This window comes from Rhodospira trueperi, assembly GCF_900101965.1.
In the GTDB taxonomy this organism is placed as follows: Bacteria; Pseudomonadota; Alphaproteobacteria; order Rhodospirillales; family Rhodospirillaceae; genus Rhodospira; species Rhodospira trueperi.
This window is the reverse complement of record NZ_FNAP01000018.1, coordinates 1-16,360: the sequence shown is the minus strand read 5'-3', so window position 1 is coordinate 16,360 and position 16,360 is coordinate 1. Positions and strand designations below refer to the sequence as shown.

The following is a 16,360-nucleotide window of genomic DNA, read 5'->3' as shown; positions in this document are numbered from 1 at the left end:
GGAAATCCTTCCTATCCTTTGCCCGTCAGCCGCTTCATGCGGCTGCGGAACTTGGCCGCCCAGCCCTCGCGCGTGTCCTGGGGCGCGCGGGTCAGCGATAGCGCGTCGGCCGGCACGTCCCGGCTGATGGCGCTGCCGGCGCCGATAATGGCGCCGTCGCCGATCTTCACCGGCGCCACCAGCGCGCTGTTGGAGCCGATGAAGGCGCCGGCGCCGATATCCGTATGGTGCTTGGCGAAGCCGTCGTAGTTGCAGGTGATGGTCCCGGCGCCGATGTTGGCCTTGGCGCCCACACGCGCGTCGCCGATGTAGGTCAGGTGGTTGACCTTGGCGCCGGCCTCGACGGTCGCCTTCTTGACTTCGACGAAGTTGCCGATGTGGGCGCCTTCACCGATCACGGCGGCGGGGCGCAGCCGGGCGTAGGGGCCGACCGTGGCTCCGGCCTCGATCACGCAGCCCTCCAGGTGGCAGAAGCCCTTGAATTCCACATCGTCGCCGACCGTCACGCCGGGGCCGAACACGCAGAACGGCCCGACGGTCACATCCTGGCCGAACCGCGTATCCATGGACAGGATGACACTGCCCGGATCGGTCATCGTCACCCCGCCGGCCATCGCGGCGGCGCGCAGCCGGTCCTGCACCACCCGTTCGGCGGCGGCGAGTTGGGCGCGGTCGTTGATGCCCAGCATCTCCGCCTCATCGCCCTCGACCACGGCACAGCGGTGGCCGTCGGCGCGGGCCAGCGCGACGATGTCGGTCAGGTAGTATTCGCCCTTGGCGTTGTCGTTGCCGACGCGATCCAGCAGCGGAAACAGCAACCGTCCGTCCACCGCCATGACGCCGGAGTTGCACAGGGTGATGGCGCGCTGGGCTTCGCTGGCGTCCTTGTGCTCGACGATGGCCTCCAGGGCGCCGTCGGCGCCGGTCACCAGGCGGCCGTAGCCGGTGGGGTCGACGGCGCGGAACCCCAGCACCACCACCGCCGCGTTATCGCGCGCCTCGACCATCGCCCGCAGCGTCTCGGGGCGGATCAGAGGTGTGTCGCCGTACAGGATCAGCACCGTGCCGGACGGATCGTCCAGGGCCAGCCGGGCCTGAAGGGTGGCGTGCGCCGTGCCCAGGCGCTCGGTCTGCGGCACGGTGGGATGCGGCGCGGCGATGGCCTCAACCTGGGGCATGTTGGGGCCGACCACGACCACGCGGCGGCCGACACCCACGGCGTCCAGGGTGTCGAGCACGTGGCCCAGCAGCGGCCGGCCAGCCAACGGATGCGAGACCTTGGGCCGGCGGGAGCGCATGCGCGTGCCCTCTCCGGCGGCGAGAACGATGGCGGCGGAATCGGTCTGGGTCATGGAGCGGGACATCTGGCGTGGGGAAGAAGGGTTGGGAGGGCACCAAATCGGTCCACCATGGGGTGGTCAGGACAGGCAAGCTGCCATAGTCTGCGCGTCTCGCAAACTCAAACTGTGTTGCGTTTGGTTACAGAACCGGGCGGCGCCCCCCTACACGAAGGATGTCCATGATCACCCCCTGTCCCTTCGACGGCGTCGTCTTCGACCTCGACGGCACCCTGATCGACAGCGTCCCCGACCTCGCCCTTGCCCTGAACGCCATGCTGGACGAAGAGGGGCTGCCCCATGTCCGCCCGGAGCAGGTGCCGGCTTTCGTCGGCCAGGGTGCTCGCGTTCTGGTGACCAAGGCCATGGCCGCCGTCGGCCGGCCCATCCCGGAGGGTGCGGCCGGCGCCGCGACCCTGGAGCGTCTGCACGACCGGTTCGTTGCGCTGTACGAGGCCGAGCCGGTGCGCGGCACGCGCCCTTACGACGGCGCCGTCGCGGTGCTGGACGCCCTGCGGGCGCAGGGCGTGACGCTTGGCGTCTGCACCAACAAGCCACAGGGGCCGACCCTGGGCGTGCTGGAGGCGCTGGGGCTGTCCGGACATTTCTCGGCCGTGGTCGGCGGCGGGGTGATTCCGGAGCGCAAGCCCGATCCCGCCCCCCTGCTGCTGACCCTGGAGCGCATGGGCGTCGCACCCGACCGGGCCGTCATGGTGGGTGACACGCCCTACGACGTGGGCGCGGCCAGAGCGGCCGGCGTTCCGGTCATCCTCGTCGATTACGGTTACAGCCCGGTGCCCCCGGCGGAGGCGGGCGCCGATGTGCTGGTCTCATCGTTCGCCGAGGTGCCGGCGGCCCTCGCGCGGCTGGCGGCGACGCGGGCGAAACCGGCTTGACGGCGCCTTGGGGGCGGGGCTATAAGCCGCCCTCCACCGTCGCCGGCGCGGTCACGCGACCGGCCCCGCCACGGATGGGCGCGTAGCTCAGCGGGAGAGCACTCGCTTCACACGCGAGGGGTCGCTGGTTCAATCCCAGCCGCGCCCACCATTCCCCCCCCGAACCTCCGGACCCTGGACCGACGGTCACGACCCGTGCCCGTCCCTTGCGGGTCGACCGGCCGCCACCGTTGCGAGAGCCTGCGGCTTCGGCCCCACGGACCGTCCGTGCGGCGTTTTCCGTATCGCACCCCATCCAGTTATGGCATCATGCGCCTCTCGATAGACCGGATGCACGGTCGGGGATGTTCGAAAACAGGCGACAGGCCGGTGGTCCCCATGCCGGGCGGGGCGGCGCCCGTTTCAGGCGGTCGGCGCACGACTGCGCGTTCGGGAGCAGCCGTGCCACCGGGACTGAATCGTCAGTTTGCCCCTTCGTTTGAGTCGGGACAGGATGGCCCCCAGGGGTCTTTTTCTGGAACGGCGGCCTTCTCCACGGGGTCGTGCCGGAACAGCAGTTTGGCATAGCGACGGTTGCCGCTAATGGTAGATATATTCATTAGTTATTCTCGAAAAGATAGGCCGCGCGTCAAGGTTCTGGCGAGGGCATTGGAGGAGGAAGGCTGGTCCGTGTGGTGGGATACCCGCATCCCCCCGGGCAAGTCGTTCGCGCAGGTCATCCAGGAGGTCATTGGCAGGGCCGAGTGTGTGGTTGCCGTGTGGAGCCGGCAGTCGGTCGAGTCGCGTTGGGTGCTGGACGAAGCCGAGGAAGGCGTCAAACGGGGTATCCTCGTACCGGTCTGCCTGGACGACGTCGATATTCCGCTCGGGTTCAGACAGATCCAGGCCGCCAACCTGGTCCGGTGGAATGGCCGGCGGTCAAGCGACGGGTTCCAGTACCTCAGGCACGCGATATCCGAACTGGTCAATACGGACCAAACCGCCCGCCCGTCGGCGACACCGAAGAATCATCGCGAACCGGCTGGCCCTTACAAAAGAATAGCCGGACTGTCCGGCATTCTGGACTCCATCTCCAAAAAAGCGAAACAGATATATGTCGCGGCGACGAACAACCTTGTCGATATCGGTATATTCTTTGCCTTCACCATCGAACTGATCCTGCTGTCCGTCACCGTACCCGTATTCAATCAACTGCTGACGCTTCCGGCACGGTATATTCGATGGCCGTCGTCCGATGTGGCCTTTATCTTCGAAGGCGTCTTCGACAGCACGCAGGAGCGCCTGACGCTCTTCGCGGTGGTCTGGCTCCTGACCATCGTGCTGGCCCGCAAGGCCTTTGCGAGGGTGCCGGGACGGTTCACGGGCCTGATGCGGCTGGCGGGGTGTTTCGCGCTCACACACGTCGTGTTCGTGGCCGTTCTCGCGGCCGTCCTCGGCGTTCTCGTGGCAACCGATCCGTACGTGGTGGTGTGGTAGACGACGGGAGCGGTTACGCCGAGCGGCCGAATCGGGCGAAGGCTGCCGCGTGGCCTTGACGCACCGCCAGCCGCTCCGGCGCCGCGAGCTGTTTGCCGACCGCGCCGCGCGCCGGGGATCGTGATCCAGGAACACCGTGCGCACCAGGAACGGCACGTCCGCCGCCAGGGCCAGCCGGGGCGCGCCGACTTCGCAGAGAAATACAACGCCACTTGGCTGCGTCAGCGCCATGGCTACAAAACGCCCGAGCAGATCCGAGCCGAACAGCTTCGGGGTGATTCCACCACCGCTTCAGAGGAGACTCTGGCCGCATAGCAGGCGCAGCCACCTGTCTCATAACCGTGCCGCAGTACAATGCGCTCGTTCCGGGATAAGCGCCCGGCAGCCTTCGCGGTCGGCCAACGGGTGAAGGCCTTTCACGGTATCGAGACCCAGGCCGCCCGCCGTCTGCGCATTCTGGACGCGGCCGACAGCGAGGCAACCCTGATGGCGCTGCCGTCCAACCGGTTCGAGGCCCTGTCCGGCGACCTTAAGGGCCAATACAGCATCCGCATCAACGCCCGTTGGCGCATCTGTTTTCGCTTTGAAGAGGGGGACGCCCACGATGTCGAAATCGTCGATGATCATGGCTGACGAGGGCGCACCGGCCGGGGCCTCGTTGCTGAGTGGCCTGCCGCCGGAACACCCCGGCGCCGTGCTGGCCGGTGAACTGGAGGAGATCGGCGTCTCGGCCAGTGCCCTGGCCCGCGCCCTGGACGTGCCGGCCAACCGGGTGACGGAAATTCTGCATGGCCGCCGGGCCATCACGGCCGATACCGCGCTGCGGCTGGCGCACTATTTCGGCACCTCGGCGGCGTTCTGGATGACGCTGCAACAGCGCTACGACCGAGAGCACCGACGGCCCCGCCATCGCCCGCGCAGTCAGGCCCTATGCGGCGTGAGGGGCATGGGGAAGGCAGCGGCGAGGGTTTCGGGTTGAGCGCCGGTGCCGGCAACGCGACCGAATGCCGCGTGGCGGGCGCGGATAGACCCGACTTCAGCATTCGATGACGCCCAGACGGACCAGCACGGCCAGCCCTTCCTCGGGCGTCGCCCAGGCATTGAGGTTGAGAAGCTGGAGGCTGACCGGAGCAGATCCGCCACGCCATTTCCCTTCCTCAACCTTCTTCGGCGGTTTCAGGCGCCGCCTGACCTCGCCCTCTGCGTTGCGGATCAAGTCGGCCTCGCCGGTGCGATGCGCCAGCGGCAACAGCGCCGCCAGGATGTGGTCGTCGGTGGTGATGCTGTCCTCAGGCGGTCGGCGCGAGATATGACGCAGGAGTTTGCGGATGATGCTGCCCGGCAAGGGTCTGTTCCCAGCCGCGCATTCGAACAGGAAGACCGCTGCGAGAGACTGCGTGTGAGGAGAGAATAGGACTCCCGCTCCCGTGTTCCCATTGGAATCCGGGAGCCTGCTGGCCCGGCGCAGGAGTCGGCGGACGGCGGGTCTGGAAAAGTGGTGCGGATGGGTCAGCAGCGCGTTAATCGCCGATAAGGGCTCTTTTCCCAAGTGTTTAACAAGGCGCCACATTGCAGTGGTGGCGACCCGACGCCAGTCTCCGTCCGTCAGGAATGGCCGGCGCAACACGCGGTTGATTATGAACTCTGCGTCGTCGGACAGCCAATGGACCTGGGTCCATGCCGCAGCGCGTCGGTCAGTTTGCATGGCCGTGTCATCATCGATTTCCCGGCCAAGGCGCATGAAAGCCTTGAACACGAACGAGGCATCCCAGGAGACGGCGTTCCCCTCCTCCCGCAACCACTCGACACCCAGGCTTGTTGCCTTCGACTTCCGACGTTTCGTCAGGTCGGGCTGGGTCAGCAGCGGCGGAAGCACGAAGCCAGCGTCCACGGATACCGCGTTGGTCGAATCATCAAGCCATACGAACGCGGCGTCGATGGCCTCTGACGCCCGCCCGTCCAGGTCGGACCGCGACAGCAATGGGGGAAGGACATGGCTGGCCTCCGGCGACCGGCCCTGATCCGCGTGCTTCAGCCAAGCGAACGCGGCGTTGATGGCCTCTGACGCCCGCCCGTCCAGGTCGGACCGCGACAGCAGCGGGCGAAGGACATGGCTGGCCTCCGGCGACCGGCCCTGATCCGCGTGCTTCAGCCAATCGAACGCCGACGCGATGGCCTCTGACGCCCGCCCGCCCAGGTCGGACCGCGACAGCAATGGGGCAAGGACATGGCTGGCTTCCGGCGACCGGCCCTGATCCGCGTGATTCAGCCAGGCGAACGCCGCGTCGATGGCACGTTCGGCCTCCATCGTCTGGGGCGGCACCCGTTCCAGCAGCGGGTTCAGAACGAATTGGGCCTCCGGCGACCGGCCCTGATCCGCGTGATTCAGCCAATCGAACGCCGACGCGATGGCCTCTGACGCCCGCCCGCCCAGGTCGGAGCGCGACAGCAGCGGGTTCAGAACGAATCGGGCCTCCGACGACAGGCCCTGATCCGCGTGATTCAGCCAAGCGAACGCCGCGTCGATGGCACGTTCGGCCTCCATCGTCTGGGGCGGCACCCGTTCCAGCAGCGGGTTCAGAACGAATCGGGCCTCCGGCGACCGGCCCTGATCCGCGTGATTCAGCCAAGCGAACGCGGCGTCGATGGCCTCTGACGCCCGCCCGTCCAGGTCGGACCGCGACAGCAGCGGATGAAGAACGAACCGGGCCTCCGGCGACCGGCATTGGGCCTCTTCGCCCAGCCAAGCGAACGCGGCGACGATGGCCTCTGACGCCCGCTCGCCCAGGTCGGAGCGCAAAAGCAGCGGGTTCAGAACGAATTGGGCCTCCGGCGACCGGCCCCGAGACGTCTCGCCCAGCCAGGTCATTGCCAGGTTGATGATGTCACTGGACCCTGCCGTCTCGACCGGCGCCCGCGCCAGCAGCGGGGCCAGAACATGGTTGGCTTCGTGAGTCGATCCGTTGCTGTCCAGCCAATGGCGCGCGGATCTGACCAGGGCGGGCAGCTCTGTCTCCGTCGCGCCCTTCAGCGCCTGCCCCAGGACATGCCGGGCCTCGACCAGGGTACCGTGCCGATCCAGCCAGGGTGCCACCAGCGTGGCCCAGCGGGACGCCAAAGACGCCCTGACCACCGGAATGCGGATCATGCCACCCAGGGCGAACGAGACGGTATCGGCCCCTTCGGACAGCAGGGCGCGGCTCAGATCCTCGGCGTACTCATCGAACCATGTCTCCAGGCGGGCCGAAAGGTCGGCTTGGGTTTCTTCCGATGCCTCCGCGAAGGCCCGCCCCAGCGCTTGCGCGTGACGGCCGAGAACCCGCACCTGAGTCAGGCCGGCGGACAGAATGGGCGATAGCACTTCCGCGCGGATGCGATGGCCGACGGGGTCCACCAAACAGCGCCTCAGCACCTCGTCCGTCACCACATCGTGGGCGACGGTGACAAGATCGCCCGACGTCTCCAGCCAACCGAGGTCCAGAAGGTGTCTGATCAATAGTTCGGAGACATCCCCCTCGCCCAGGCGCTCCAATATGGCTTGCCCCGCCCGCACGAGCCGGGATCTTTGAAGTGGGGTCGCCGCAAGCAGGCATGCCGTGGCAACCAAATCCGGCTCCAATGGCACGCTGCGGGGCAAAACACCGCGTGTGCGTTCGGCCGGATCCGGCAGCAACCTGTCTTCGCGCAGGCGGGTCTCAAGCCAGTCGGCCAGATCGCCCGGCCGCAGTCGCCCGACCAGCACGCTCAGATCCGCGACGGCCATCGTCTCCAGGCGCCGCTCGATCTCCCGCGCGATCAGCAGGGCGATGATGGGCCGGTGCCCGACCGCCTCTTGCACGACCTCTCGGCCCAACGCGGCGCACGCCCCTGGCGCCACGGTCGAGAGGATTCGCGCGACGATTTGGTCGGCCCGGGCATCGTCGATACCAAGGTCAAGGCGGTCGAACACCCCACCCCACAGGCTCTGTCGCTCACTGGCCCGGCCCGGTCGCGCCAGCGCCAGCAGGGCGACCCGGCCGCCGCGCGCCTTCGCCGGGGCCAGCACGCTTTCCCGCAGGTCCGCCGCGTCCAGGTCCATCTGTTCCAGGTAGTCCAGCACCAACAGCACGGGCCGGGTCTCGCTCCCCGGAAGGGCGGCGTCGGCGAGGGACTGGGCCGTAAGCTGGGCGCGACCCGTCGTCACATGCAGCACGCGCCAGCCCACCGCGACCGCACGGTTACCGACCTCGACCGCGGTGCGGGTCTTGCCGACACCGCCCGGACCGACCAGCAGGACGCCCCGGTCGTTGGCGTGACGCGTCAGGGTCTCCAGCAGTCGGTCGGGATGGACAGGCGCGGTGCTCTCCGGCGCCACGAATTGCAACCTGTCTTCCGTCAGATACTGGCGAAAGCCGGTCCGACCGGCCAGAAAGCCGTCATGGGGCTGAATGCCGTCGATCTCCGGCCCCAGCCAGTGGTCCGCCAGCAGAGCATCGCGGTCAAAGGCTTTGCTGAGGTTGGGCCAGTCAACAACCTCAATCCACGTGAGGGGTGGCCGCTGGGCGGCTGGCAGGCCGTTGAAAAAGGTCTGAATCTGGTCGCGCAGGCTGTTCCGCGCCTGGGCATTCGGCAAAGTGACCGACAGGCAGTAAAGGTACCCTTGGGCGGTGCGCCAGGGCTCGTAGAGGCCCGGCCAGCCGGCCGCCGCCTGTCGCTTCAGAGTCTCGGCGACATTTGCCCATCCGGCGCGCACGTTCGCGGCGACATTGGACGACGCGCCATCGTGCCATTTGCATTCCACGATCAGCGGCGCTGCCGCCCCGCTCAGCAGCGGCGGCGGGTCCTCCGGCAGGCTGATGGCATACCCATCAATGCGGCCGTCAGGCCCGGTGGTGGGGACCGCCTTGGCACGGGGATCGACCGTCAACAGCCAGTCATTGACCAGGGTCTGGAACGCGTCCTCAGGCTTGCTGTCCGCGAAATCTCTGGCTCTTGGACCCGCCATGCTGGCGATGGAAAACTGGTCAGGGAACCTACGACCGGACACGGGTGCGGGACTCCTTCCCTGAATCGGGCGGGTCGACACCAGTGGGCCGACGCCTTGAGTGTATTGTAGCTGCGTTCCCGATCAAGAGCAGCGTCTGATTGTTAGGGGTCCACCTGTCCTCCGACACTGTGGGGGTGGTTTGGCCGCGCCCGCTCGCCCCGTGTGGTTTCCCCCGATCAGCCCTTACCTTCGATACCCATACGGGCCTTCTGGTCACGATCCGGTTGCCGTTGGTCGCGATGAGCGGGGTCGAGCCTCGGGGCGTCTCGGCGTGATGCCGCGCGGACGCCGTCACTGCGAGGCGCGCACCAACGCGGCATAGGTCCCGCCGCGCGCGAGAAGGTCTTCATGACGGCCCTGCTCGACCACCCGGCCCCCGTCCAGCACGATGATCTGATCGGCATGACGCACCGTGGAGAGCCGATGGGCGATGGTGATCGTCGTTCGCTCCTTGGCCAGGGTGTCCAGGGCGTGCGACATCGCCCGCTCGGTCGCCGTGTCGAGCGCGCTGGTCGCCTCGTCCAGCAGGAGCACACGGGGATGGCGCAGAATCGTCCGCGCCAGGGACAGGCGCTGTTTCTCGCCGCCGGAAAACCGGTATCCGCGCTCGCCGACCCGTGTGTCGTAGCCGTCCGGGAGCGCGGCGATGGTGTCATGGATCTGCGCGACCTTCGCCGCGGCCACGAGGTCGTCGGGACTCGCGTCGGGCTTCGCAAACCGGAGGTTGTCGGCGATCGTCGCATTGAAGAGGGTGGGATCCTGGGTCACGACCCCGAGCATGTCCGTCAACGACTGGAAGCTCAGATCGCGCACGTCGATCCCGTCATAGCGGATGGCGCCTGAATCGACGTCGTACAACCGGGCCAGGAGGTAACCGAGCGTGGTCTTGCCGGAGCCCGTGGCGCCCACCAGCGCGACATGAGACCCGGCGGGAATGTCGATCGACACGCCGTCGAGGGTCGGCGGCTGAGACGGGGTGTAGGCGAAGCGGACGTTTTCGAGGCGGACCGCGCCGCGAAGGGTCGCGCGATCCAATGTCACCGCGTCCGGACGTTCGCGGATCTCCGCCGGTCGATCCAGATACTCGAAAATGCGCGCGAACAGGGCGCGCGTGGTCTTGATCTGCACGCCCGCGTTCAGGACCTCCTCGAGCGGCCAGAGCAGTTGCTCTTGCAACGCGATCATGGCGACCAGCGTGCCGATGGTCACCGCCGTTCCGCCCGGGCTCATCAGCAGGCCGCCGAACAGCAGCGTCACTGCCGGCAGGATCTGAAGCAGAAGGTCGATCACCGCCCATTGCCATTGTCCGGCCGTATGGGCGCGCACGTCCAGCGCCGCGACCCGCTGGGAGGTGTCGACGAAGCGTCGCGTCAGGTGAGTGGTGCGTCCCATGGTGCGCGCGAGGATGATGCCGGAGATCGACAGCGATTCCTGCACCATGGAGGACATATCGGCGACGCGCAGCCGCTGCTCATAGGTGAGTTCCTCGCGCAACCGCCCCACGCGGTGGCTGATCCAGACGGCAAGCGGGATGACCAGGAAGGAGATCAGCGCCAGCCGCCATTCCAGCATGAGCATGGCGATCATGGTCATCACCACGACGCTGATATTGCGCGTCATGTCCGTTGCCGTATGGGTCACGAGAGCCTGCAACCCGCCGATGTCGTTCGCGATGCGGGCCTGGACCTCGCCCGTCCGCGTCGCCGTGAAGAAGCCGAGCGACAGCGACTGAAGGTGTGCGAAGACGCGAACCCGCAGATCGTGCATGATCGCCTGGCCGATCTTGGCGGTCGCGAGGCCCTGCAGGACACCGATCACCGTTCCGGTTCCGGAAAGGGCGATCAGGCCGCCGGCCAGCAGGGCCAGAAGGCCGAGATCCCCGGCCGGAAGCGCGGTGTCGATGATCGCCCGCAGCAGGAACGGGGCAGCCACCCCGGCGAGGGACGAGGCGAAAATAAGACCGAGGATAAAGACCAGCCGGCCCCCATACGGCCGAAACAGGCCGAGCGCCCGACGCCACGAGACGTGCTGCGCGGCGAGCGCCTCGTAGTCGAAATCCTCGCCCCCAACCTCGTCCTCCTCGTCCCTCATCGTCAGACTCCGATGACCGCGCGCGTGCGCCTGGGCCACAGGCGAAGACCACAAGCGGTCACGACAAGAATGACCGTGGCGACGACAATCACGGTCATGAACGCCCGGTCGAAGGCGCCGCGCGCGAGCGCCCGCAGATCATCCGCCATCGGCCCTTCCATTCCTTCGGCCACGATCAACGCCTGATCGAGCCCGTCATAGGCGATGGCGGATGCCCCAAAAGAGTCCGGCAGGACCAGCGATGCGGTGTAGACGGCGGACAACAGGCTGCCAAGAATGGCAATGCCGACCGCGCCGCCCAGTTCATATGAGGCCTCCTCGATCGAGGCCGCCATGCCCGCCCGGTCGCTGGGCGCGGACAGCATGATCATGCTCGAGGCCGCCGTCATGGCGGCGCCAAGGCCAAGGCCCAGGGCGGTCATGCTCGCGATTTGCAAGGGTCCCACGGCGTCGAGCCACAGGAGATATCCGCCGAGCCCGCCCGCCGCCACCAGCAGGGCGCTCCACAGGATGGGCGTTCCGCCCCACCGCGGCAGGCCCAACCCCGCCAAGGGGCTGCCGACGAACGCGGCCAAGGAAATGGGCAGGATGAAGAGCCCCGCCTCAAGCGGGGACAGGCCGAGGACCAGCTGCAGTCGTTGGGTTATGGCGAGCTCGACTCCCATCATAGAGAGAGACGAGATCAAGGCGGCCGCCACGCCCGTGGCGAACCGAGCGTCGCGAAACAGGGAGAAGTCCACCAGAGGATCGGTGGCGCGCGTCTGCCGACGGATGAAGAGGGCCAGCGCCGCAATTCCCACGACGGCGGCTAGGACAAAGCTTCCGTAAGAGGGACTGGGCTTCACGATCTCCTTGATCGCGAAGATGATCCCCACCAGGGCGCAGAGACTTTGAATCGACGCGATCAGATCCCACGGACGGTCGCGGCGGGTGTCGGCCTCGGGAATCACGATGACCGCCAAAACCCCGGCGACGAGCACGATGGGCGCGTTGATCAGGAAGACGGAGCCCCACCAGAAAGACTCGAGCAGCAGGCCGCCGACGATCGGGCCGAACGCCGCGCCGCCGGAGGCGACGGAGGCCCAGATTCCGAACGCCAGCGCCTGTTCACGCTCGTCGACGAAGGTCAGGCGAATGATGGAGAGCGTTGCCGGCATCATCATCGCCGCGCCCACCGCCAGCACGGCCCGCGCCGCGATCAAAACGGCGGGCGTCCAGGCGTAAGCAGCCACCAGCGAGGCGACGCCGAAGACGGCCAGACCACCCAGGAAGATCCTCTTATGGCCGATCCGGTCCCCAAGCGTTCCGAGGCCCAGCAGCAAGCCGGCGACAACAAGCGGGTAAGCGTTGACGATCCAGAGTTTTTCGGCGGCCGAGGCGCCCAGATCATGCGTCAGGCGCGGCAGTGCCGTATAAAGGACCGTCATGTCGATGACGATGAGCAGCAGGGCGCTGGAGACGATGGCCAAGGTCAGCCAGCGGTTGGACGAAGCCATTTGAGGGTCACCGATGTCTTGTTTTGAGGCGCGGTCATGTGTGTGGGTGAATGGCGCTGCACTCAGGTATAAATACGATCGTACTAAAACTCAACGGGAGACCGGCATGGGGCGACCGCGCAAGATCGATCGCGACAAGGTGCTTGACGCCGCCGAGGCCGTCGTCGGCGACGTTGGCGCTGCGGCCCTTTCGATTGATGCCGTCGCCAAGGCGGCGGGCATCACCAAAAGCGGGGTGCAGTATTGCTTCGGGACCAAGCAAAAGTTGATTGATGCGATGTTTCGACGATGGGAGGCGGAGTTTGACCAGGAGGTCGCCGACCTGGTCGGCGCCGACCCCGATCCCATCACCTCAATTCGCGGTCACATCGAAGCGACCATGCGGACAGATGAGGTCGAGAACGCCCGCTCGGCGGTGCTGATGGCCGCGTTGCTCCAGACGCCGGAGGAGCGCCAACGGGCTCAGGACTGGTACCGGCAACGCCTGGACGACCTCGATGTCTCGACAGACCTTGGGCGCCGCACGCGCCTGGCTTTCCTGGCATCGGAAGGCCTGTTCATCCTGCGGTGCTGTGGGCTGATGGATGTGTCCGAAGCGGAGTGGGCGTCGGCGTACAAGGATATCCTCGAGTTCCAGGCGTCTCCTGAGACCGGTGCGCGGGGCGAACGCGGTGGTGCGCGACGGTCATGAGCCTCTCACACTCGACGCAACGGGATTGAGGTTGCGCATGGGGCGCCCTGTTCGACGTCAAGCGGACCAAAGCGGCGACCGGATCCACCACGAAGCCGTCGCTGGGCCGGGATATCGACCGGCAGCGACGATCCCGCTGTCCTGCGCAAGTCCGGAGAGACTGGCCGAACCGGACCGGCCGGTCGCGTGATCAGACGCGCGCCCGTCATGCCAGCGCCTCCCTGCGCCGTTGAGCCCGGGCAAAGAGCGTGATGAACACGGCGGCTGCGGCAAGGACCACCGCCAGGACCGCCAGGAGCGTGGAAAAGCCGAGCGTGCCGGAGGCGGCCAGGGGGCCGATGCTCGCCCCGACGAACAGAACGACGCCGTTCAGCGCCATGCCGGCGGCGCGGTTGGGCGCGGCGGCGGCGCCGAACAGTGTGATCATCGCCGGCACCGCTAGGGCGACGCCGGTGACGAAGATCAGGCTGCCGACTGCGACCCCGGTGAGGGACTGCGCCAGGGCCGCTTCGACCGAGAGGCCGACGGCCGCGACCAGGAACCCGGCGCGCGCCACGCCCGCCATGCCGATCCGCGACGCGATCCAGCCGACCCCAAGCGCGGCGAACATGCCCGGAAGCCCGACCAGACGCAGGACGATGATACGCGAGGGGTCGACGTCGAAGCCGACCAGATGCGGCCCGAGCGCGCTGTACATGGCCACGAAGGAGAGCAGCAGCGTGATATGGGCGCAGCACAGCAGCAGGATACGGGGCTGCGCGGCGAACCGCGCAAGCGCCGCGAAGCGCGCGCCGAGGTGTCCGTCATGGCGGTCGCTGGCGGGTTCCGTGCCCGTCGCCTGGATCAGCAGCCCAGCGCACAGCAACACCGCCGCCGTGACGACGAACACCGCCCTCCAGTCCCACCAGAGCGCCAGCGAGGACGCCAGCACCTGGCCGAAGATGCCGGCGACGAGGAAGGCCGTCGACATGGCGCCGATTGCGGTCGCGCGCTTCCGCGGGGGCAGCGCTTCGGTCAGACAGGACAGCGCGATGGGCGCGAAGCTGGACGCCGCCAATCCTTGAACGGCGCGGAGGACCGCCATCCATCCGACGCTCGGCGACAAACGAGCCTTGTTCGCCAAGGTGCTGCGCACCGAACTCGCCAAGGTGGCGAAGGCCGTGCCGGTCACGTCTTTCGCCGAGGACGACATCGGCGACTACGTCGGTCGCGCCTTCGACTATCATTGCGACCATCCCGAACTCAGCCGGTTGCTGCGCTGGGAGGGGCTTGTCTTCGCCAGTGAAGTCCCGGACGAGGACCTGCGGCGCGAACACTACGGCTACAAGACGAGGGCCGTCGAAGACGCACAGCGGCGCGGTGCGGTCACGGCCACGCTCGATGCCGATCACCTCGCGTTCTTGATTCTGGCCCTTGCCGGCTGGTGGTCGGCCGTGCCGCAGGTCGCGCGCATGTTGACCGGGGTCGACGACGAAGCGGAGCGGATCCGGCGGCGCGCCTCCGTGGTCGAGGCCGCCCGCCGCCTTGCCAAGGCTCCTTGACCCCGTCCGGCCGGTTGTCTCGCCCCGCGGGCCTTCCGATCACGCTCCACAGTGGAGGGGTCTCGGTTCATCCATCACGGCCGTCCCGATGAAATCCGACACCTTTCCGGCGGCCGCTTTGATCGGATCGTCGGCGAGGTGGGCGTAACGGGCCGTGGTCTGCACCTGACTGTGGCCCAGCAGCTTGCCGATCATGGGCAGGCCTTCACCGAGGCTCAGCGCGCCGCTGGCGAAGGAATGGCGCAGGTCGTGCAGGCGCACATCGTCCAGGCCGGCGCCGGCGCGGATGCGCCGCCAGGGGTGCTGGAGGTCGGTCAGCGACGATCCTTCTTTCCGTCCGGTGATGACCCAGGGGTTCCCGTCGATGCGCTCAATGCCCCGCAACACGGCGGCCACCGTCTCGCCGAAATGCACCACCTTGGCGCCCGTCTTTGACTCCGGCAGCCGCAGCGCCCGATTGCGGAGGTCGACATGCTCCCAGCGCAGGGTCATGATCTCGTTCAGCCGACACCCGGTCAGGGCCAGCAGACGGATGGCGGCAATCGCCGAGGGCGTTTCCGAGCCATCCCGTTCGGCATCGCGGAGAATCTGGCCAAGAGCGGCGAACTCTTCGGGCGACAGGAACCGCTCGCGCTTGCGCTCCGGGTACTTGCCCACATGGCGGCACGGATTGCTGCCATCGGGCCGCAGGCCCCAGATCTCCGCCAGATTGAACATCTTCGACAGCACGCCTAGCGTCCGGTTGGCTTGGTAGGGGATGTGCCGCAGGGAATGGTGCAGGTCGGCGATGTCGCGGCGCTCGATGTCGGTGATGTGGCGCGGCCCGAGCGCCGGGTTGATGAACAACTCGACCGCGCGTTTGTATTCCGACTGGGTCGACGGCTTGCAGCGCACGGCGACGTGCTCGGCCAGGAAGCGGTCTCCGAGCCCGCGCATGGTGGGCGCTTTCCGGGCCAGATCGGCATCGCGGACCGGATCGCGTCCGGCCTTGGCTTCGGAAATGATCTCGTGCGCCCGGGTGCGCGCCTGGTCCGGCGTCATGGTGCCATGGGACCCGATGGTGACCTTGCGCAGTCGGCCCTTCACCCGCGTCATGGCGACATACACCTTCCGGCCCGTCGGCCAGACCCGGACACCGAACCCGAGCAGCGCATCATCCCAATGGATGACGTCCCGGGGGCCCGGCGTCAGGCTGTCCACCACCCGTTTCGTAATCCTTGCCATGGTCGACCTCCCGCGCAGCGCGACCTTCAGGCATCTCCCCTGACGGTCCCGACGGGCAACGCATAGGTAACAGAAGAGGGCCAATTCAGGGTAATAAGGACGTGAATGGGCGGCAAGCATAAAATCGAAAAGTAAGCCGGAGACAGGGCGTTATCGTGCGTTGTCGCATGTGAGAGTAAGTCGTCGTGGAGGTATTTGTAGAACTCATAACCTGAAGGTCAGAGGTTCAAATCCTTTCCCCGCAACCACCTTGACCGAACGCCGCAAATCGGCATCCAAGGCCGCCTCTCCGGAGGCGGCCTTTTTTGCCTTGTAATTGCTCACGGGGTTGGCCCGGTGAGCGCATGACCGGGATGGTGATGAGCCCCTGGGCATAGGGGGTACCCCACGGCAACGAGTCCAGGTTAATGAACCGGGTCTGCAATGAGCTGGGCAATGACGGCGGGGTCCCAGCCTGCGACCTTGCGGGTAGTCTTGATGGATCGCTTGCCGCGTCCGGCGCGGATGATATTGAAGGCGAAGCGGCGCACGAGGGCCATGTTCTGGGCGCCGTGCCCCCGTCGCAGTCGCGACTGATCCTCC

The 16,360-nt window shown here is 67.2% G+C and carries 13 protein-coding genes and 1 tRNA gene; 8 read left to right on the top strand and 6 right to left on the bottom strand.

What is annotated here, in order from left to right:
* Positions 1-11: 11 nt before the first annotated feature.
* The gene (gene glmU / locus BLS85_RS16750) at positions 12-1,352 is read right to left on the bottom strand and encodes a bifunctional UDP-N-acetylglucosamine diphosphorylase/glucosamine-1-phosphate N-acetyltransferase GlmU (RefSeq protein ID WP_092787914.1); all 1,341 of its coding nucleotides are present in this window, start codon (positions 1,350-1,352) and stop codon (positions 12-14) included.
* A 167-nt stretch (positions 1,353-1,519) separates the two neighbouring features.
* On the opposite strand from glmU, the gene gph reads away from it, so the two are divergent.
* The 6 genes from gph to BLS85_RS16725 all read left to right on the top strand — a co-directional run bounded on the left by gph (position 1,520) and on the right by BLS85_RS16725 (position 4,688).
* On the top strand, positions 1,520-2,233 hold the full coding sequence (gph, locus tag BLS85_RS16745; RefSeq protein WP_245699271.1) for a phosphoglycolate phosphatase: 714 nt from the start codon (positions 1,520-1,522) through the stop codon (positions 2,231-2,233).
* Between the two features lie 76 nt (positions 2,234-2,309).
* Positions 2,310-2,384 (top strand) — tRNA-Val (locus BLS85_RS16740).
* A 431-nt stretch (positions 2,385-2,815) separates the two neighbouring features.
* Entirely contained in the window at positions 2,816-3,709 is an 894-nt protein-coding gene (locus BLS85_RS16735; protein ID WP_092787888.1) for a toll/interleukin-1 receptor domain-containing protein, read from the top strand.
* 120 nt (positions 3,710-3,829) lie between these two features.
* Positions 3,830-4,024, top strand: coding sequence for a hypothetical protein (locus BLS85_RS18845; protein WP_143027235.1), 195 nt, complete (start codon positions 3,830-3,832; stop codon positions 4,022-4,024).
* Positions 4,025-4,063: 39 nt separating this feature from the next.
* The gene (locus BLS85_RS16730) at positions 4,064-4,342 is read left to right on the top strand and encodes a type II toxin-antitoxin system RelE/ParE family toxin (protein ID WP_092787887.1); all 279 of its coding nucleotides are present in this window, start codon (positions 4,064-4,066) and stop codon (positions 4,340-4,342) included.
* A complete protein-coding gene (locus BLS85_RS16725; RefSeq protein WP_245699270.1) occupies positions 4,314-4,688 on the top strand; it encodes a HigA family addiction module antitoxin in 375 nt (124 codons plus the stop codon). Before BLS85_RS16730 ends, BLS85_RS16725 begins: the two co-directional genes overlap by 29 nt.
* Positions 4,689-4,745: 57 nt before the next feature.
* Here BLS85_RS16725 and BLS85_RS16720 read toward each other — a convergent pair whose 3' ends face one another.
* From BLS85_RS16720 to BLS85_RS16710, 3 genes are all read right to left on the bottom strand, one after another.
* Positions 4,746-8,735 (bottom strand): hypothetical protein, encoded by a 3,990-nt coding sequence (locus BLS85_RS16720; protein ID WP_092787886.1) that lies wholly within the window; start codon positions 8,733-8,735, stop codon positions 4,746-4,748.
* Between the two features lie 291 nt (positions 8,736-9,026).
* The gene (locus BLS85_RS16715) at positions 9,027-10,826 is read right to left on the bottom strand and encodes an ABC transporter ATP-binding protein (RefSeq protein WP_092787885.1); all 1,800 of its coding nucleotides are present in this window, start codon (positions 10,824-10,826) and stop codon (positions 9,027-9,029) included.
* Between the two features lie 2 nt (positions 10,827-10,828).
* Positions 10,829-12,322 carry an MFS transporter gene (locus BLS85_RS16710; protein ID WP_092787884.1) on the bottom strand — a complete coding sequence of 498 codons (1,494 nt, stop codon included), beginning with the start codon at positions 12,320-12,322 and terminating at the stop codon, positions 10,829-10,831.
* 139 nt (positions 12,323-12,461) lie between these two features.
* Between BLS85_RS16710 and BLS85_RS16705 the strand changes: the two genes are divergently transcribed.
* Positions 12,462-13,013, top strand: a complete 552-nt coding sequence (locus BLS85_RS16705) for a TetR/AcrR family transcriptional regulator (protein ID WP_218128475.1) — start codon at positions 12,462-12,464, stop codon at positions 13,011-13,013.
* Positions 13,014-13,218: 205 nt separating this feature from the next.
* Here the strand turns inward: BLS85_RS16705 and BLS85_RS16700 are convergent, their stop codons facing one another.
* Positions 13,219-14,097 (bottom strand): MFS transporter, encoded by an 879-nt coding sequence (locus tag BLS85_RS16700; protein ID WP_218128473.1) that lies wholly within the window; start codon positions 14,095-14,097, stop codon positions 13,219-13,221.
* Between the two features lie 28 nt (positions 14,098-14,125).
* Here BLS85_RS16700 and BLS85_RS16695 point away from each other — a divergent pair, with 28 nt between their 5' ends.
* Positions 14,126-14,554 carry a hypothetical protein gene (locus BLS85_RS16695; protein WP_218128471.1) on the top strand — a complete coding sequence of 143 codons (429 nt, stop codon included), beginning with the start codon at positions 14,126-14,128 and terminating at the stop codon, positions 14,552-14,554.
* 39 nt (positions 14,555-14,593) lie between these two features.
* On the opposite strand, the gene BLS85_RS16690 is transcribed toward BLS85_RS16695, so the two are convergent.
* Positions 14,594-15,778 carry a site-specific integrase gene (locus BLS85_RS16690; RefSeq protein WP_092787881.1) on the bottom strand — a complete coding sequence of 395 codons (1,185 nt, stop codon included), beginning with the start codon at positions 15,776-15,778 and terminating at the stop codon, positions 14,594-14,596.
* Positions 15,779-16,360 lie beyond the last annotated feature (582 nt).